Below are 19,648 nucleotides of genomic sequence, written 5' to 3' on the forward strand. Positions count from 1 at the left end.
AATGTAACGACAATATGGTTGGATTATGTCGAATAGAGGGGGCTTTAGCACATTTCTTAAGGCCATGATAAAATAGAGAATAATTGACAGTGAGGGGGCGTTATGATGAATGAATTTCAATATGCAGTAGAGGACTATATCCATTTTATTCAGGTGGAAAGGCAGTTATCTGTTAATACATTAGCATCCTATCGCCGTGATTTAGAAAGCTATGTGCATTTTTTGCAGGAAGCAGAGGGGATGGCTGATTTTAGCCGTGTGGAACGAACAACTATTTTGCGGCATTTAGAGCAATTGCGAGCACAGGGGAAGACAAGCCGTACCGTTGCCCGTCATATTTCTTCTATCCGGAGCTTCCATCAATTTTTACTGCGAGAAAAGCGTGCAGAAACAGATCCAACTGTTCATTTAGAAATGCCAACTATTGAGCAAAAGCTACCGAATATCCTATCTATCGAAGAAATCGAAGCGTTACTAACAGCTCCGAATCGAAGTAAGCCACAAGGTATACGTGATCTTGCCATGCTAGAGTTACTATATGGATCTGGCATGCGCATCAGTGAGCTCATTGCACTGGATTTAGCCGATATTCATTTAACGATGGGTTTTGTCCGTGTCTTTGGGAAGGGTGGGAAGGAACGAATTATTCCACTTGGAAAAAATGCCCTTTCGGCGATTAATGCTTATTTAAACGGTGCTCGTGGTCAGTTGCAAGGAAAGCACCCAAAAACAGATGCGTTTTTTATTAATCAAAGAGGGAAACGTTTAACAAGGCAGGGGTGTTGGAAATTAATGAAGGAGCATGCTTTAAAGGCAGGCATCCAACATGAATTAACCCCACATACATTGCGTCATTCCTTTGCTACTCATTTGGTCGAAAATGGCGCTGATTTACGAGCGGTGCAGGAGATGCTTGGTCATGCAGATATTTCTACAACGCAGATTTATACACATATTAGTAAAACAAGATTATCTGAGGTCTATAAGCAATTCCATCCACGTGCTTAAAACTCTTCAATAAGTAAAAATTATATTTTAGTCGGATGTCTGACCTTTATTTTTCGCATTTTTTTGGTAAAATAGAGTCATGAGATTAGGAGGCAACCATTATGAATAAACCGTTTAACAAAATCCATGTTGTTGTCATGGACTCAGTAGGTATAGGTGAAGCGCCAGACGCAGCAAATTTTGGTGATGTTGGTGCACATACATTAGGACATATCGCTGAAAAAATGAATGGGCTTACAATGCCAGTGATGGAGTCCTTTGGTTTAGCAAATATTGAATCATTGCAAGGTATGCACGTGGCTACAGAGCCAAAAGCATACTACGGTAAAATGCAAGAAGCATCTGTCGGCAAAGACACGATGACAGGTCATTGGGAAATCATGGGGTTAAATATCGATAAACCATTTAAGGTGTATCCAGAAGGATTTCCAGCGGAGCTTATTGCTGAGTTAGAGCAACGTACAGGTCGTAAAGTACTGTGCAATCAACCAGCAAGCGGTACACAAGTAATTGAAGATTTCGGTAAGGAACATATGGAAACAGGTGCGATTATTGTTTATACATCAGCTGATCCTGTTTTACAGATTGCTGCTCACGAGGAAATCATTCCATTAGAAGAATTATATAAAATTTGCGAAATGGCGCGTGAATTAACATTACAGCCTGAATATTTAGTAGGACGTGTCATTGCAAGACCATTTGTTGGTACGCCAGGCAACTTCACACGTACAGCCAATCGTCATGACTATGCATTGAAGCCATTTGGTCGTACAACGATGAATGTTTTAAAGGACGCAGGCTTAGATGTCATTGCCATTGGAAAAATCTCAGATATATTCAATGGTGAAGGTGTCACTGATTCGGTACGCACAAAAAATAATATGGATGGTATGGATCAATTTGCAGAGGTTGTCCGCCGTGATTTCCGTGGGATGAGCTTCTTAAATTTAGTGGACTTTGACGCCAACTTTGGTCATCGTCGTGATCCATTAGGCTATGGACAGGCACTACAAGAATTTGATGCACGCCTACCAGAAATTACAGAAGCGATGTCAGAGGATGATTTATTAATCATTACTGCCGATCACGGAAATGATCCAACCTTCCATGGGACAGATCATACACGTGAATATGTACCGTTAATTGTCTATTCACCACGTTTCAATGGTGGAGCAGAACTAGCTTTGCGTGAAACTTTTGCGGATATTGCAGCGACAGTTGCTGAAAACTTTAATGTAGAAGCACCACCATTCGGCAAAAGTTTCTTACATGATTTGAAATAAGGGGGTTTTTCGTATGAATATGGTTCAATTGTTTGAAAAGAAAAAACAAGGAATAGAGCTATCTCAAGCTGAAATTCAGTATTTTGTTGAAGGCTATACGACGGGTTCCATTCCAGATTATCAAGCAAGTTCACTTTTAATGGCCATACGCTTACTAGGTATGTCTGATGACGAAACATTTTATTTAACAAAGGCCATGATCGAATCAGGGGATGTTATTGATTTAACATCTATTGATGGCTTTAAAATCGATAAACACTCTACAGGAGGAGTTGGTGATAAAGTCACACTTGTTGTCACACCAATTATCGCTTCTTTAGGAATCCCTGTGGCGAAATTTAGCGGTAAGGGTTTAGGCATTACAGGTGGAACAATCGATAAACTTGAATCCATTGAAGGCTTCAAAACAGAGCTTTCATCACAGGAGTTTATTGACAATGTCAATCAGCATAAAATTGCAGTTGCCGGACAAACAGGGAATCTTGTACCAGCCGACAAAAAATTATATGCATTACGTGATGTGACAGGTACTGTCGATTCTATTCCATTAATTGCTGCGTCGATTATGAGTAAAAAAATTGCAAGTGGCGCAGACGGTATTGTACTTGACGTAAAATGCGGCTCAGGTGCGTTTATGAAGACGCAAGAAGAAGCGCAGATTTTAGCGGATACAATGACGGCCATTGGAGAAAAGCTTGGGCGTAAAGTTGTTGCACATATTAGTGATATGGATAATCCTTTAGGAAAAATGATTGGGAATAAGCTTGAAGTTGTAGAGGCGTATGCCTTATTAAGCGGACGCTTGGAAGAAACGCATGAAGATTTGTTGGATGAATGTATAGTTATTTCTTCCTTAATGTACCAAGTTGCCGCTGGCGTGAATGAAGCGGAAGCGACTGCTGCGGTTAAGCGCGTGCTTGCTGATGGTTCTGCTGCTGCAAAATTTGAAGAGTTCATTGTTGCACAAGGTGGCGTAGTTTCTGATATTGTCCAAAATGAAACCGCTCATAAAGTAGCAGTGACAGCTGTTGCAGAGGGCACTGTGGAAACCATTAATGCCTTATTAGTAGGTGAAGCGAGTGTCAGTCTAGGTGCTGGACGATTAACAAAGGAATCGGTACTTGATTATGATGCAGGCATTCAGCTGATTGCTAAAAAAGGTGACCATGTCAATCATGGTGACACGATTGCTTATTTATATGCCAATCAACCAATTGTTGAAGAGACAATCAATAAAATACAGCAAGCTTATACAATTGCATAAAGATTCGTTAGCGAGGGCTCTCACTTTAAGTGAGCTCTCGCTTTTTTGCGTTCTAAGGATCATTAAACTTTAGCTAGCAATGGCGTTTAGAAAATGTAGATTTATCCCATACTGCACTTAACCTAAAAAGCTATAAGTATGTCGATTAGACACTATTTCGGAAGACTTTGCACTAGTTCTGTCAGCGGCAAGGATTTATTGCATTGAATGTGGAATTGCACGAGGAGGAGGCGATGTTCATGCATTATCAATTAGAAATGGTCACAAGAGAGACTGTCGTTATACGTTTGTTTGGGGAGCTCGATCACCATGCAGTAGAACAAATTCGAGCGAAAATTTCTACAGCAATTTTTCAAGGCACTGTGACGACCATCATTTGGAACTTAGAAGGGCTTTCCTTTATGGATAGTTCAGGCGTTGGCTTAGTGCTTGGTCGAATGCGTGAGTTAGAAGCAGTTGCTGGGCGAACTATTTTATTGAATCCATCGCCAACAATGCGAAAAGTATTTCAATTTTCAGGATTAGGGCCATGGATGATGGATGCAACAGAGGAACAAGCGATTGATCGCGTAAGGGGGATTGTAAATGGATAACGAAATGACATTAACATTTTTAGCACTTAGTGAAAATGAAGCCTTAGCCCGTGTGGCTGTTACAGGCTTTATTGCACAATTAGACCCAACTATTGATGAGCTATCAGAGTTTAAAACAGTTGTCTCTGAAGCGGTTTCCAATGCCATTATTCATGGCTATGAAGAAAATGGTAAGGGTGTTGTTACAGTTCATGCAAAACGTGAGGATGACATTGTAACGGTATCTGTCATGGATAAAGGAATAGGAATTGAGGACGTTAGTCGAGCGATGGAGCCATTATTTACAACGAAAAGTGCGATGGAGCGTTCGGGTATGGGCTTCACCATTATGGATAGCTTTTCAGATCAGCTAACAGTAATGTCTAAATGGCAAGAAGGAACAACTGTAACGTTTACGAAGAAATTTTACACAGTTCGCACAGCGGTAATGTGAGGTTGAGACAGTGAAGCCGCTAGAACAGTCGTCCGATAAGCTATTGTCTCAGGAGGAAATGCGTGATTTAATTGCACGCGCACAGCAGGGCGATCATGAGGCTCGTAAACGAATGGTAGAAGGCAATACGAGACTTGTGTGGTCCATTGTTCAACGTTTTACAACGAGAGGTGTTGAGCTTGAGGATTTATTCCAGATTGGCTGCATAGGGCTGATGAAATCTGTAGATAAATTCGATTTAACCTATGATGTGAAGTTTTCAACCTATGCAGTCCCTATGATCATTGGTGAAATTCAACGCTTTTTGAGGGATGATGGCATGGTGAAGGTGAGTCGCTCTATTCGTGAGCTAAATTTTAAAATTCGTCATGCTACAGATGAATTTATTAAGAAAAATGAACATCCACCAACCATTCAAGAACTTGCTCAGGTACTTGGTGTGACAACGGAGGAAATTGTCACAGCATCCGATGCGCTGAGAGATCCAGCATCTCTTCATGAGCAATTGTATGAAAGTGAAGGGGATTCCATTACATTGATGGATCAAATGAAAGATGAAAAATCTGAGCAACCATTTGATTATATCCCATTGAAGGAAGTACTCACGAGACTTGAACCGAGAGAGCAGTCTATTATTTATTTACGCTATTTTTCAGATTGCACGCAAACAGAAATTGCGAATAGGTTAGGGATATCACAAGTACAAGTGTCTCGTTTAGAGAAAAAAATCCTTGCCCAGCTGAAAAGTTGGATGGCTACAAGCGCTACCGTGGAGCAGGAAGCTATAAAAAAAGACATCTAAGAAAATGGTGACAGCATGACAAATAAATTATTTAACAGCTTAGAAGAAGCCGAAGATTTTCTTATTGAACATTTTGGTGACGGCGAATCATTTGACGTTGGTATTAAACACTTATTTGTCAAGGATTTGCCGGTCCTTTGTGCATATATTAGCGGGCTTGTGGACGGAGAAGCTTTAACACAGTTACTCTCTAGCATGCTTCCAAATGAAGACATTGACATTGATGTGGAGGATGAGAAGGAATATTTTGAGTCCTATTTTAATTTCCATGGGCGTTCAGAGGAAACAGAGCGTAAAGCCTATTTATTAGCCATGTTAAGTGGACAAGTCACCTTTATTACTAAAAGTGGCTATTGCTACGTTGCAGAGCTGAGAAATTATCCAGGACGCTCTCCAGAAGAGCCAGATAATGAAAAGGTAATTCGTGGTTCGCGGGATGGCTTTACAGAAGGAATTTCTCAAAATACGGCTTTAATACGTAGGCGAATTCGCAATAGTAATTTACGTTTCGAGCTACATAAAATATCCAAAATCGGCCAAACCGACGTGGCGATCGCGTTTATGAAGGATATTGCCAATGAAGATATGCTCGAAAATTTACGACAACGCCTTGGACAAATTAACCACGATGGCTTGACGATGGCCGATAAATCATTAGAAGAATGGCTTTTTAAGCAAAAATTCCATCCAGTGCCATTTGTACGTTATACGGAACGACCTGATATTGCAGCAGCGCATCTGCTTGAAGGGCATATAGCGATATTGGTCGATACCTCTCCATCCGTGATTTTAGTACCTGTTACTATATTTCATTTATTACAGCATGCGGAGGAATATCGACAGGCGCCAACAGTTGGTACGTTTGTGCGATTTATGAGGTATTTTGGTTCTGTCATGGGTTTACTTTTATTACCATTGTGGTATGTATTTGCGACAAATGAATCCTTACTGCCGGATGCCTTATCCTTTTTAGGCACCGAAGAGAAATCACATGTACCATTATTATTGCAAATATTGATTGCAGATATAGGTATTGAATTTTTAAGGATGGCCGCCATTCATACTCCGTCACCATTATCGACTGCGATGGGATTGGTTGCGGGGGTAATCATTGGTCAAATTGCAATTGATGTAGGACTATTTTCTGCGGAGGTAGTTCTGTATACAGCAGTAGCAGCTATTCTTATTTTTATCATTCCATCATATGAACTCAGTATCTCGATCAAAATTTTTAGGTTGCTGTTATTAATTATAACGGGTCTCTGGGGTGTCAATGGCTTATTTATTGGCTTATTTTTATTGTTTACGTATTTATGTTCATTACGACCTATGCAGGCACCTTATTTATGGCCGCTTGTTCCATTCTTCCCAACGGCAATGCTTCGTGTCATCATTCGTTTCCCAATGACTTCCGATGCATTAAGACCTTATGTAGTCGCTTCCAAACAGCGAAAAAGATCATAGGAGCCGTTGCACTCGTTTTTTTCATGTGATAAAGTTCACATATAGTATTTTGTGATTTTTGCAAAAATTATTTTCATTCAAGAAAAAGTAAGGTATATACATTTTTCTTTTAATGTTTTTATTATGGAAATAATTACTTAATGGGATGCCACGAAAGCCTCCACAAAGTGTGAAAATAACAAGATGGAACGATGTGAAAAGGGAGAGATGCACATGCATTTATATGGAACACAAGCGATTTCTGAAGATGGTCATTTAACAATTGGACAGGTAGACACACTAGAGCTAGCAAAAGAGTATGGTACACCACTTTTCGTGTATGATACTGCACTTATTCGTAAGCGTGCACGCGGCTTTATCGATACGTTTAAAAAATTAGGCGTAAAAGCAGAAGTAGCTTATGCTTCAAAAGCATTTGCATGTGTAGCGGTGTATCAATTAGCAGCAGAAGAAAATTTATCCTTGGATGTTGTATCTGGTGGGGAGTTATTTACTGCCTTAAAGGCAGGCTTCCCAGCAGAGCGCATTCATTTCCATGGTAATAATAAAAGCATTGCTGAAATAGAGCTAGCTTTTGACTCCAAGATTGGATGTATGGTTGTAGATAATTTCTATGAAATACAGCTTTTAAAAGAAATTTCGGAGCGCCGTCAGCAAAAAATGCGTATTTTATTACGTGTTACACCAGGTGTGGAAGCACATACGCATGATTTCATCACGACAGGTCAAGCAGATTCAAAATTCGGCTTTGACTTAAACAATGGTCAAGCGGATGAAGCATTCCAACAAACATTTAACCATGAATTCCTAGAGCTACTTGGCTTACATTGTCATATTGGCTCACAAATTTTTGATACTGCTGGCTTTGGCTTAGCTGGAGAAAAATTGATTGACAAAATTTCTGATTGGAACAAGACTCACGAATTTACGTGTACTGTGTTAAACTTAGGTGGGGGCTTTGGTATTCGTTATACTGAAGAAGATGCACCGCTGGAACCACAAGTTTATGTAGAGGATATGATAACAGTTGTGAAAAATAAAGCAACTGTGCTTGGACTGAAGATGCCAGAAATTTGGATTGAACCAGGTCGATCACTTGTAGGTGATGCAGGAACATCTCTTTATACAATCGGTTCACAAAAAACAGTGCCAGATGTGCGCAAATATATTGCGGTTGATGGTGGGATGAGTGATAACATCCGTCCAGCATTATACGATGCTAAGTATGAGGCAGTCATTGCAAGTAAAGCGAATGAGCCGAAAAATGAACTCTATACAGTGGCTGGTAAATTATGTGAATCTGGCGATAAATTAATTATTGATGCGAAACTACAAGATGCTGCTTCAGGCGATGTGTTAGCCATATTCTGTACAGGTGCGTATGGTTATTCGATGGCTAGTAACTATAACCGTGTGCCAAGACCTGCTGTTGTATTTGTAGAAAATGGACAGCATCAACTAGCTATTCGCCGCGAAAGTTATGAAGATATTGTGCAAAACGATCTCCCGCTAACTTTAAAAAAGGGTGAGTAAATTTGAGGAAAAATAAGTGGGTATTACTAGCGTCCATTTCAACTTTTATTTTGTTGTGGGGCGTTATCTATTGGGTGTTGGCGTCTAAAGGTATTCTCGGACCTGGTTCGTAAGACAGAAATTGGCTTGCGGTAAAAGTACAAATCGTGTAGGATAGTCAAAGATTATGTACAGCTAGAAAAAGAGGGAATAGACAAATATGTTAATTCGATATAAGAAAGCTTTAGAGAAAATAGCAATGGGGCTACTTTCATTTATGCCTAATGAAAAAGACGTAAAAAAGCTTACAGAGACCATCCACTCCTATGAAAATGACGATAATTGGGTTTTATATTTATGGAAAAAGAATGATGAATATGTTGGCATTGTTGGGCTTGTCATTGATGAGCATAATACAGCTACCATCCAGCATGTATCGGTGATCCCTTCCTATAGGGGTGAAGGCGTAGCAACGGAAATGCTTCAAGAAGTGGCAGAACTTGGCCAATATGAAAGTGTACGTGCTACCGATGCAACACGGAGCTTGGTTCAAAAATGTATCCATTGTAAAGATGAAAAAGCAGACGATTAACACCGTCTGCTTTTTCTTTGTTTGCTTTCTTGCCGCTCTGCAAGAATATGTGAGCGATCTCGTAGCATATGTTTATGAAGAAGATAGTTTGAACTACTAGAAGGCAAGAGCTGTATACGTGCAATCGTTAACTCCAGCAAATTGGGGGAGAGAGGGAGCTGGATAGCTTGAAAGGAATTGCCCGTTTTCAACGAAATAAGGGTCGTTGTTACTTGTGTTAGGAGTTGCTGATAATCAATTTCCTGGAAAAAAATATGGCCTTCATTTTCTTGGAAATTATGAAGTGCCTTTTCTAAAATTCGTATAGCGCCAGTATTGTTACCACGTCGCCAATGATAGAAACCTGTTGCAAGCTGCACATAGCCAACAAGCGGATGCATTTTATCACCAGGTGCAATTTCCTTCCAATATTCCTCCAGCACTTCATGGCATTCAAAAAAATCTTGATTGCCATTAAAATAAGCACAGTAATCTATAAATAAAGTATGATGCTGTGGATGCATTTTGGACTCCTTTCCACTATACTAAAAGAACATAGAATCTCAGGGTGGTAAAATAATGTCTTATGAAGTAAAATTAGAAGCCTTTTCAGGGCCTCTTGATTTATTATTGCATTTAATTCACAGATTGGAAATTGATATCTATGATATCCCAATGGCTGAAATTACACAACAATATATCGACCATATACATGCAATGCAAGTACTGGAATTAAATGAAGCAAGTGAATATTTAGTAATGGCAGCAACATTGCTGGCAATTAAAAGCCGCATGCTATTGCCGATTCATGAAGGTGAAATGGAAGACGCAGAATTAGAAGTGGACGGCCCTGACCCTCGTGAAGAACTGGTGCAACGCTTAATTGAATATAAAAAATATAAGGAAGCAGCCAGTAATTTGCAAGAGCTTGAAACGGACCGATCACAAGTATTTACAAGGCCTCCAGCTGATTTAACAGGGCTGGCCTCGGATGAACAAATGGCTTTGTTTGATTTAAATGTGAACATCTATGACATGCTTGGAGCATTTCAAAAATTGATGCGTCGCAAAAAATTAAAGAAACCACTAAAAACGACAGTAGCGAGGCAGGAAAGATCAGTAAAAGATCAAATGCGTTCTGTTGTTGATTCTTTACGCTTAACAGGTGGACGTGCATCATTTTTCGAGCTTTTTCCCTATGAAGATAAGCCGACACTTATTCTGACGTTTGTTTCCCTTCTAGAACTGATGAAACGTCAGGTCGTCGTCGTAGAACAAGATGGTAACTTTGAAGAATTAACGGTTACCTTGCAGAAGGAGGAATGGGAAGATGACGAAAACTTTGATGTTACAGAGTAGAATTGAAGCCTTATTATTCGTTGTTGGAGATGATGGCTTAACGATTAAACAGCTATCACAACTTTTAGGAGAACAGGAAGAGCTGATTGTTCAGGCGATGAGTGCATTGAGAGAAGCTTTTGACGAAAATGTAGCAAGAGGCATTACTGTGAAGGAAATTGCAGGCGTTTATCAGCTCATTACAAAATCTGAGTTTGCTGATACGATTCAAAGATTAGTAGAGAATCCAACGGCACAATCCCTATCCCAAGCCTCCTTGGAGGTGCTGGCGATAGTGGCTTACAAACAGCCCATTACACGTGTAGCAATAGAAGATTTGCGCGGTGTAAAGTGTGAACGACCAATTCAAACATTAGTATCACGAGGATTAATTAAAGAGGTAGGGCGTTCAGAAGGAACTGGACGTGCCATACTATATGGAACGACAAAAGAATTTTTACATTATTTTGGCTTAAATACTATTGAAGAAATGCCGCCTCTACCTGAAGAGGATCTTGTTGAAACAGAACAAGAAACAGATTTATTTATGACAAAGTTCCAAGAGACATTTAGCAGTGCAAAATAATGATTAGGTATAATGCGTAGCCTTCAACATAAATATGAATCTATATTTTCCTATCACATTAAATAAGGAGTGGCTCGTTGCTTCGGTTATTTCGTTTAACACTGTTCATGCTCATGATATTAATGGTAATGCTTCCTCAAACTAGCTTTGCCAGAGGGGGAAGTGGCTATGCTGTCTTAGATGGCGCTACAGGCCGCGTTTTAATAGGGTCTAATAGCGATGAACGCTTACCTATTGCTAGCCTAACAAAAATTTGGACAGCACTTGTCGCAATCGAAAATAGTGACCTGCAAGATGAAGTTGTGATATCACCGAATGCCGCTATGGCTGAGGGGAGTTCTATTTATTTACAGGCTGGCGAAACAGTTACAGTCGAAACGTTATTGTACGGTTTAATGCTGCGTTCAGGCAATGATGCTGCGACCGCTTTAGCAGAACACGTAGGGGGTTCTGTGGAGGGCTTTGTCAAATTAATGAATGAAAGAGCTCTAATTGCAGGTCTGACTAACACCGTTTTTATGAACCCATCTGGTCTTCATCATGATGAGCATTTATCGTCAGCAAGAGATACTGCTGAGATGTTAAGACTTGCTTTGCAAAATAAAACATTTGAGAAAATTGCTTCAACGATTCTTTATCGGGCGAATACGGTAAACGGAATGCTTTGGGAAAATAAACACCGATTATTAAGAGAAGGTTCAGGGATGGCTGCAGATATAGATGATGAAACGGAGCAGCCTGTTAGTTCTTTAAAATCAGCGACTGGCACTGCGTTCGCTGGAAAAACCGGCTTTACAAAGGTTGCTGGACGTACATTAGCAACAGCCTTTCAAAAGGACGGGCAAATCTGCATTGTTGTCACTTTAAATGAATCCGATGATTGGAATGTACATCGAGGTTTATCTAATAGAGTATGGCAAGACTATAGCCTTGAAACCGTAGTGAAGAAGGGCAAATACAACGTCAACAAAAAGTTAGCTATTCGATTAGAAGAGCCCGTTCGCCTACAATTAAATAAAGAAGAAAAAGAGCAGGTGCGGCAAGTTTTACATGTATCAAGAAAACGTCAAGAAGCTGTCTTGTCGATCTTTATTGGTGAAGAGCGTATTTATGCAACTCCAGTAAAAGTTGAATCAGCAGATCGTTAAAAACGATTTGCTGATTTTTTTAGTATGGAATCTCTGCTAAATGACGGATGACTATAGCATAAACAGCCAAGTGATTCAGTGCAATATGCTTTTATTTTGAGCCGTTCTTTCGTGCTCCTATAATCTGCATTACTAGACAACTAACTGCTTGGAAGGAAGGTGAGTAAATCAATCTAGAAAAAGCTGACGTAACAATACATGATAAAAAATTTTTGTGCTACAAAATGTTTCAACAATTGAGCAAACACTAACAAAATGATAGCTTTCTTGTCTGTTAAAATAAAGATTTTTAAGTCGATTCGCTTTTTTGCCAAATGAGTATACTGATTATGAGGAACGTAAAATGTAGGTCAAATGATAAGAAATTTGTGAATGAGAAATAATTTGGAATACTCAATTAAAAAATGTGAAATTTGTTTTTCTTTAATAATGCTTAAAAGTATGACATAATTTTCACAGATTAGCGGGAAAGATAACCCTATTCATAAGAGCGAAATCGAATGATGACGAAAGTGTCAATGTGAAAGAAAACTAGAGGTGAAAAAATGGAAAGATTACAAAAGGTCATTGCCTATGCAGGAGTTGCTTCAAGGCGCAAGGCAGAGCAATTGATAGTAGAAGGCAAAGTAAAAGTAAATGGTGTAGTTGTTCGTGAGTTAGGAACGAAGGTTTCTAATTCCGATACAATTGAAGTAGAAGGTGTGAAATTGGAAAAGGAAGATAAGGTTTATTATTTACTTTACAAACCACGTGGAACAATTTCGGCTGTGACGGATGATAAAGGACGCAAAACTGTCACAGATTTATTTCACCATATTCCGCAACGTATTTTCCCAGTTGGTCGTCTTGATTATGATACATCTGGATTATTGCTATTGACAAATGATGGGGAATTCTCCTATATGTTGACACATCCGAAGTTTAAAATTGATAAAACCTATATCGCGCGTGTCAAAGGTATTCCAACAATTGAAGGGCTTAAAAAACTTCAAAGAGGGATTAAATTAGAGGATGGGAAAACAGCTCCAGCTAAGGTTAGTATGACATCCTTTGACGAAAAAGCGGGCAAAGCGATTTGTGAAATTACGATTCATGAAGGACGCAATCGCCAAGTTCGTCGTATGTTTGAAGCCATTGGGACACCTGTTGTCAAATTAAAACGTGAACGCTTTGCATTCTTAGATTTATTCGGCCTTACACCAGGAGAATACCGTGAATTATCAAAGCATGAAGTCAAGCAATTACGTGTCTTAGCGGAGACTGGAAAGCTTGATTAAAGAACATTTGCCAAAAGAAAGTAGATACCACAATAGCTATTATTTGGGTGTTTACACTTTCTTTATGGTGAATTCGTTCATAAATCATTCATAATTAATAGCTAAGTGTTTTTGTATCATTTTGCTATAATAGGTGAGAATAGTACACCTAGTAACAGTTTGTTCAAAAGAACTGTTACACATACAATCTGGTATTGTTGACGTCAATTTGAAAGAAGTTTTTACATAATTAAAGACGTATATAAAATGAAAAAATTCATTGGGTCTGCATTAGGTAAAAGCTTCGCGTTTACAAACTTTACGCTAGGCCGTAATGGATAGGGGGTTTATTAACTTGGAGAAAAAGAAAAAGCGTCTCGTACTGCGAACGGTCATCTTAGCACTGCTAGCGTTGGCAATCGGGTACACAGTATATGGAACAGCGACAAAGGAAAAAGTAGAGTTAGTGGCAGTAGGCTCTGAAGCACCTGACTTCACGTTAGTAGATTTAAACGGTGAAAAACATAAATTGTCGGATTATAAAGGACAAGGGGTATTTTTAAACTTCTGGGGAACTTGGTGTAAGCCTTGTGAGAAGGAAATGCCTGCGATGGACAATCAGTATCAAGAATTTAAAGATCAAGGTGTACAAACTTTAGCGGTCAATATCGCTCAAACTGATTTTGAAGTGCAGAATTTTGTTGATCGGTATGGTTTATCATTCCCAGTAGTGATCGACAAAACGAAAAGTGTTATGACTGCTTATAATGTAGGTCAATTACCTGCTACAGTATTAATTGATCCTGAAGGCAAAGTGACTAAGATTATTACAGGTGAAATGACGGAGGAAAATATCGCTTCGTACATGGAATTAGTGAAGCCGGAATAAGGAGTATATGACGATGGAAAAAATCATTTGTGCTTGCGGTCATAGTAACCCATACGGCACGAAGCTTTGTGAGAAATGTGGTCGTCCTTTAACCGAAGAAGAACAGCAAAATAAAGTAGTTGATATGCGCTACGATGGTATGGCCATTCGCTCTAAAACATATAACAAGTCATTTATTGATAAAATATGGAATTTCTTCTCAAGTGTTAAAGTCGGTATATCCTTAATTATTATCACATTAATTGCTGCTTCAATCGGAACATTACTACCACAAGAGTTTTACGTGAAAGCTTCTGATTTGGAGAAGGGAGCTTATTACGCAGACGTTTATGGTACATTCGGTAAAATTTATTATACGTTAGGCCTTTCAGATTTATATAGCTCATGGTGGTTCCAAATTTTAGTTGGTATGCTTGCTGTATCCATTATTGTGGCAAGTCTTGACCGAGGAATACCACTTTATAAATCATTGAAGAATCAACGTGTGAAAAGACATGAAAGCTTTATGAAGCGTCAGCGCATTGTTGCAGAAGGACAAGTGACAGCAGGCGCAGAGGAAACGCTTGATAAAGTGGCACAAAAAATGTCTGAGATGAGATATTCTGTTCGTCGAGATGGTAGCGCTCTCTTAGCTGAAAAAGGACGCTTTTCTCGTTACGGTCCGTACATAAACCATGTCGGTCTCATTATCTTTTTAGGTGGGGTCATGCTACGTCTGGTGCCAGGTTTCTATGTTGATGAATCAATCTGGGTACGTGAGGGCGAGACACGTGCGATTACTGGCATGGACGGTTATTTCATTGAAAACAATGATTTTGTTTTAGAGACACATGATAATGAACCACAGGGTGAGCAAGTAAAGCAGGCTGTAAATGTTGTTGCGAAAAATTTCCAAACAGATATTACACTGTATAAGCAGCCTAAAGATGCTTTGCCAGGTGACACAGATAATCTAGAAAAAGTAAAAGACTATTCCATTCGTGTAAACCATCCTTTAAAGGAAGATGGCTTTGCGCTTTACCAAATGGATTATCGTTTAAATGAATTAAAGCAAATGAATTTCGAATTAATCAATAAAACGACTGAACAATCACTTGGTACGGTGGAAATTGATTTAACAAACCCAAAGAAGAAATATGATTTAGGTAATGGTTCTTCCGTTCAAATTCTTGTCTATACACCCGACTTTGATGGATTTGAAAATGGGGAGCCACAAACAAAAACATCCATTCCAAATAACCCAGCATTCTTATTTAAAATGACAACACCAGAAACACCTGAAGGCGAAGTGAGCTTTGTTGAAATTATGCAACCTCCTTTAGAGCCACTTGGTGAAAATAAATACAGAATGAAATTTGCAGCAGCAGAAATGCGTGATATGTCAGGCATTACAGTACGTAAAGATCGTACAATTCCTATCTTATTTGTTGGGGGCGTCATCTTTATGATTGGTGTAGTTATTGGTTCTTACTGGAATCACAGACGTTTATGGATTCAAGTGGAACCAGATGGCCGTGTGTTAATGGCTGCCCATGTTAACAAAAATATGTTCAGCATGAAAAAGGATTTAGATGCTGTTACAACATTTGCTGCATTGCCTCCGTATCAAGATCAGTTAGAGAAAGATGAGGTTGGCGAAGAGTCCACGAATGGTGGCATTAATGAAAAGGAAGGTGACAACACCTTATGAGTTTGATTGACATAAGTGGAAACCTATTATTTGTAGCTTTTATTGCTTATCTAGTTGCGACATTATTATTTGGTGGTTCAATTAAGCAAGCAAATGCTACTGGTAAAAATACTGGCAAATGGGGCAAGCTTGCCATTGTGGTAACCATTATTGGTTTCTTATCACAGCTAGGCTATTTTATTACGCGTTGGATTTATACAGGACATGCACCAGTAAGTAATATGTTTGAATTTACGACTGCCTTTGGTATGTTCATTGTTGGCGCGTTTATTTTAATTTATTTTATTTATCGTTTGACTGCACTAGGGCTAGTTGCATTGCCTGTTGCATTATTAATCATCTCATATGCAGCAATGTTCCCGAAAGAAGTAAGTCCGTTAGTACCATCGTTACAAAGTCATTGGCTAACGATTCACGTTATCACAGCAGCATTAGGACAATCTATTTTAGCCATTAGTGCTGTAGCAGGGCTCATTTATTTATTAAAAGTAGTCGATTTAACAAAGCCTTCTAAACAACGTTTTTGGTTAGAAGCCGTGATGTACTGTCTTGTAGTAGTGGTTGGTTTTGTCGCAGTGACATCTACATTCGGTGCTATGGATTATGAGTCTAGCTATAATTATGTGGATAAAGAAGGAACTACTCGTAAAATTATTTACAATTTACCGCCAATTTTCGGTATGAATGAGTATGAAGCAGTTGAAGAACATGGCATGTCACCGCTAGTAGAAATGCCTGCATTAATTAATGCCAAAAAATTAACAACTGTTTTTTGGTCATTATTGGTAGGGTCAATCTTGTATTTATTAATTCGTTTAATCGCTCGTCGTCGAATTAGTGCCATTTTCCAACCACTTGTTAAACGCGTTAATTTGCAATTATTAGATGAAGTTGGTTATCGTTCGGTGCTGATAGGATTCCCTGTATTTACCCTAGGTGCTTTAATTTTTGCGATGATTTGGGCACAAATTGCTTGGAGTCGTTTCTGGGGTTGGGATCCAAAAGAAGTATGGGCTCTTATTACATGGTTATTCTATGCAGCATTCCTACATTTACGTCTATCAAAAGGCTGGGAAGGTCGAAAATCTGCTTGGTTGGCATTAATTGGTTTCGGAATTATTTTATTTAACCTAATTGCTGTTAACTTAATTCTTGCAGGTTTACACTCTTACGCGTAACTTGTAAAATAACAAGCCTTTTCGCTGTGGCGAAGAGGCTTTCTTTTCTTTTCAATATGTGTCACACCATGTACAATAGAAGTTAGAGAAAGATTGGAAGAGAGGGATCGTGAAAGTGTCAGAAAATATTTCAGTATTAGTAGTAGACGATGAGGATCGTATTCGCCGATTATTAAAAATGTACCTAGAGCGAGAAGGATACCTTGTTGACGAGGCAGAAAATGGTGAACAAGCGATCGAAAAATCTTTAGAAAAAGAGTACCACTGTATTTTACTTGATATTATGATGCCTGAAAAAGACGGGCTAGAAGTGTGTGCGGAAATTCGAGAACGCGCAGCAACGCCGATTATTTTATTAACTGCAAAGGGCGAGGAAGCGAATCGTGTACAAGGCTTTGAGCTTGGCGCAGATGACTATATTGTAAAGCCATTTAGTCCTCGTGAGGTTGTGTTACGTGTGAAGGCTATTTTACGTCGTTCACAGGCTTTCTCACCAACGACAAATGCCTCTTCTTCAAAAGATTTAGTAGTGTTCCAGCATTTAATGATCGATCATGATGCACACCGTGTAACGGCAGAGGGCATTGAAGTTAATTTAACACCGAAAGAGTATGAATTACTATACTTTTTAGCAAAATCGCCAGACAAAGTATTTGACCGTGAACAATTACTAAAAGAGGTTTGGCATTATGACTTCTTTGGTGATTTACGTACAGTTGACACACACGTAAAACGTTTACGTGAAAAGCTCAACCGAGTTTCTGAAAACGCTGCTAAAATGATTGTGACGGTTTGGGGCGTTGGATACAAATTTGAGGTTGTCAATGAATAGAATATGGAATAGTGTTGTCGGGAAGCTATGGGTAACCATATTGCTTCTCGTTTCATTTGTATTATTTGTTTTCACGGTATTGATGCTTGAATTTCTTCAAAACTATCATATGCAGCAAGCCGAAATATCTTTACGGCAAACAGCTGCAACGGTAGCAAGTATAGTGGATGACAATGAAACAGCGGAATCTACTTCGGAATTATTAAAAGATATCTTACCTACAGGAACCAATGCATTAATTGCAATCAATCATGTTGAAGTATCCTTTGCCATGCAGGAGGGTGTCAACAAAAAAGAAATACAAGAGACTATTTTAGCCAATAAATCGTTTCGAGAAGTATTTCAATCAGATGAGCCTATTACGAAAGAAATGATGATGCCTTCTTCGACAGATCAAGAAAAAATGGAATCTTATGTCGTGCTAGGTTTCCCATTAAATGTTGAAAATGCAGTACACGGAGCTGTCTTCATCTATCAAAGCCCAGATGCACTACATAAAACGTCTAAGGAAACAACGAAAATTGTTTTTTTGGCGGCTTTCATTGCATTTGTGCTGACGACATTCTTCGCGTTTTTCCTTTCCTCACGTATTACGTCACCACTTAGAAAAATGCGAGAGTTGGCTTTTGAAATTGCGAAGGGTAATTTTGAAGCGAAAATGCCAACAACTCAAAATGATGAAATTGGTCAACTTGCTGTTGCCTTCAATCAAATGGGTCGTCAATTAAAGCATAACTTAGAGGTCATCAATCAAGAAAATGAACAACTTTCAAATATTTTGACATCTATGACAGATGCAGTTATTACATTTAACCGTGACCTTACAATATTATTAAGTAATCCACCAGCTGAACGTCTTATGCAAAAATGGTTTGTCAATAAAGGCTCACAAAGTGCTAAACCTATTCCTCCAGAGCTGTATCATATGCTTGATCATGTGCTAATGTTTGAGGATAAACTAGAAGAGGAAATTGAAATGGATGGTAACTACTATACATTTACTATTAGCCCTCTTTATAGTGGTGACATGATACGTGGTGCTGTGGCTGTTATTCGTGATATGACCGAGCAACATCGCTTAGAAAAACTACGATCCGATTTTATCGCCAATGTCTCTCATGAGCTACGGACACCAATTGCCATGCTGCAAGGATATTCTGAAGCATTAATGGATGATGATTTTATTCAGGATCAGGAAGAACGTAATGAGATTACTAAAATCATTTATGATGAATCGAAGCGTATGGGGCGTCTTGTAACAGATTTATTAGATTTAGCACGCATGGAGTCGGGACATATGACGCTGTATAAAGATGAATTACCGATTAATTCTACATTCGAACGTATTACTCAAAAATTTGCACAGGTTGCAAAGGAAAAACACGTTCGTCTATTGTTTGAAAGTGAATTTAATGACGATGCCATGATTAATATCGATGAGGATCGTATTGAACAAGTGCTCACCAATCTAGTAGATAATGCACTTAGACATACGGATGAAGGTGCAGTCACTGTAAAAGTTGAGCAGGAACCAACATTCGCTAAAATATCTGTTCAAGATACAGGGCACGGCATTCCTCATGATGACTTACCTTATGTCTTTGAACGTTTTTATAAAGCAGATAAGGCACGTACCCGTTCCAAAGGTGGTACGGGTCTCGGCTTAGCCATTGCGAGAAATATTGTGAAGGCACACTCAGGTAATATTATGGTAGACAGTGTGCTGAAAGAAGGTACGACCTTTACGTTTTATTTACCGTTCGATTAATAACATGTATTGCTATTAATTGGCTGTAACTTT

The 19,648-nt window shown here is 39.0% G+C and carries 19 protein-coding genes; 18 read left to right on the top strand and 1 reads right to left on the bottom strand.

Translation table 11 applies throughout. The features are described 5' to 3' along the window. Positions 1-105 precede the first annotated feature (105 nt). The 9 genes from xerD (at position 106) to V6670_RS06175 (ending at position 8,951) form a co-directional block, all read left to right on the top strand. Positions 106-1,008 carry a site-specific tyrosine recombinase XerD gene (gene xerD / locus V6670_RS06135; protein ID WP_036127949.1) on the top strand — a complete coding sequence of 301 codons (903 nt, stop codon included), beginning with the start codon at positions 106-108 and terminating at the stop codon, positions 1,006-1,008. A 101-nt stretch (positions 1,009-1,109) separates the two neighbouring features. Then, complete coding sequence (deoB, locus tag V6670_RS06140; RefSeq protein ID WP_141903554.1) at positions 1,110-2,291, top strand: phosphopentomutase; 1,182 nt, start codon at positions 1,110-1,112, stop codon at positions 2,289-2,291. A 13-nt stretch (positions 2,292-2,304) separates the two neighbouring features. Continuing rightward, positions 2,305-3,555, top strand: coding sequence for a thymidine phosphorylase (locus tag V6670_RS06145; protein ID WP_036127942.1), 1,251 nt, complete (start codon positions 2,305-2,307; stop codon positions 3,553-3,555). Between the two features lie 239 nt (positions 3,556-3,794). Further along, entirely contained in the window at positions 3,795-4,148 is a 354-nt protein-coding gene (gene spoIIAA, locus V6670_RS06150) for an anti-sigma F factor antagonist (protein WP_036127938.1), read from the top strand. After that, positions 4,141-4,581 (top strand): anti-sigma F factor, encoded by a 441-nt coding sequence (spoIIAB, locus tag V6670_RS06155; RefSeq protein ID WP_036127935.1) that lies wholly within the window; start codon positions 4,141-4,143, stop codon positions 4,579-4,581. Before spoIIAA ends, spoIIAB begins: the two co-directional genes overlap by 8 nt. Before the next feature lie 10 nt (positions 4,582-4,591). After that, positions 4,592-5,383 carry an RNA polymerase sporulation sigma factor SigF gene (sigF, locus tag V6670_RS06160; RefSeq protein ID WP_036127932.1) on the top strand — a complete coding sequence of 264 codons (792 nt, stop codon included), beginning with the start codon at positions 4,592-4,594 and terminating at the stop codon, positions 5,381-5,383. Between the two features lie 15 nt (positions 5,384-5,398). After that, positions 5,399-6,847: a spore germination protein gene (locus tag V6670_RS06165; RefSeq protein ID WP_036127928.1), complete on the top strand. Its 1,449-nt coding sequence runs from the start codon at positions 5,399-5,401 to the stop codon at positions 6,845-6,847. Between the two features lie 213 nt (positions 6,848-7,060). Next, a complete protein-coding gene (lysA, locus tag V6670_RS06170) occupies positions 7,061-8,380 on the top strand; it encodes a diaminopimelate decarboxylase (protein WP_036127923.1) in 1,320 nt (439 codons plus the stop codon). 199 nt (positions 8,381-8,579) lie between these two features. Continuing rightward, positions 8,580-8,951: a GNAT family N-acetyltransferase gene (locus tag V6670_RS06175; protein WP_036127920.1), complete on the top strand. Its 372-nt coding sequence runs from the start codon at positions 8,580-8,582 to the stop codon at positions 8,949-8,951. Here the strand turns inward: V6670_RS06175 and V6670_RS06180 are convergent. Continuing rightward, positions 8,948-9,454, bottom strand: coding sequence for a DUF309 domain-containing protein (locus tag V6670_RS06180; RefSeq protein ID WP_036127917.1), 507 nt, complete (start codon positions 9,452-9,454; stop codon positions 8,948-8,950). The two genes, V6670_RS06175 and V6670_RS06180, sit on opposite strands and share 4 nt — an antisense overlap. A 55-nt stretch (positions 9,455-9,509) precedes the next feature. On the opposite strand from V6670_RS06180, the gene V6670_RS06185 reads away from it, so the two are divergent. From V6670_RS06185 to V6670_RS06225, 9 genes are all read left to right on the top strand, one after another. After that, entirely contained in the window at positions 9,510-10,289 is a 780-nt protein-coding gene (locus V6670_RS06185; protein WP_058843273.1) for a segregation/condensation protein A, read from the top strand. Next, positions 10,261-10,854 carry an SMC-Scp complex subunit ScpB gene (gene scpB / locus V6670_RS06190; RefSeq protein WP_338653166.1) on the top strand — a complete coding sequence of 198 codons (594 nt, stop codon included), beginning with the start codon at positions 10,261-10,263 and terminating at the stop codon, positions 10,852-10,854. The genes V6670_RS06185 and scpB overlap by 29 nt, the downstream gene beginning before the upstream one ends. 77 nt (positions 10,855-10,931) lie before the next feature. Further along, positions 10,932-12,002, top strand: a complete 1,071-nt coding sequence (locus tag V6670_RS06195; RefSeq protein WP_338653167.1) for a serine hydrolase — start codon at positions 10,932-10,934, stop codon at positions 12,000-12,002. Positions 12,003-12,547: 545 nt separating this feature from the next. Then, on the top strand, positions 12,548-13,279 hold the full coding sequence (locus V6670_RS06200; protein ID WP_036127908.1) for a pseudouridine synthase: 732 nt from the start codon (positions 12,548-12,550) through the stop codon (positions 13,277-13,279). Positions 13,280-13,613: 334 nt separating this feature from the next. Then, complete coding sequence (gene resA, locus V6670_RS06205; protein ID WP_036127905.1) at positions 13,614-14,147, top strand: thiol-disulfide oxidoreductase ResA; 534 nt, start codon at positions 13,614-13,616, stop codon at positions 14,145-14,147. Between the two features lie 13 nt (positions 14,148-14,160). Next, positions 14,161-15,837, top strand: a complete 1,677-nt coding sequence (locus tag V6670_RS06210) for a cytochrome c biogenesis protein ResB (protein ID WP_338653168.1) — start codon at positions 14,161-14,163, stop codon at positions 15,835-15,837. Beyond that, positions 15,834-17,015, top strand: coding sequence for a c-type cytochrome biogenesis protein CcsB (gene ccsB, locus V6670_RS06215; protein WP_036127900.1), 1,182 nt, complete (start codon positions 15,834-15,836; stop codon positions 17,013-17,015). The genes V6670_RS06210 and ccsB overlap by 4 nt, the downstream gene beginning before the upstream one ends. Positions 17,016-17,130: 115 nt before the next feature. Next, complete coding sequence (locus V6670_RS06220; protein ID WP_004232215.1) at positions 17,131-17,847, top strand: response regulator transcription factor; 717 nt, start codon at positions 17,131-17,133, stop codon at positions 17,845-17,847. Beyond that, positions 17,840-19,615 carry an ATP-binding protein gene (locus V6670_RS06225; RefSeq protein ID WP_058843275.1) on the top strand — a complete coding sequence of 592 codons (1,776 nt, stop codon included), beginning with the start codon at positions 17,840-17,842 and terminating at the stop codon, positions 19,613-19,615. Before V6670_RS06220 ends, V6670_RS06225 begins: the two co-directional genes overlap by 8 nt. Positions 19,616-19,648 lie beyond the last annotated feature (33 nt).

This window comes from Lysinibacillus sp. Y5S-8 (assembly GCF_036894365.1).
Classification (GTDB): domain Bacteria; phylum Bacillota; class Bacilli; order Bacillales_A; family Planococcaceae; genus Lysinibacillus; species Lysinibacillus fusiformis_D.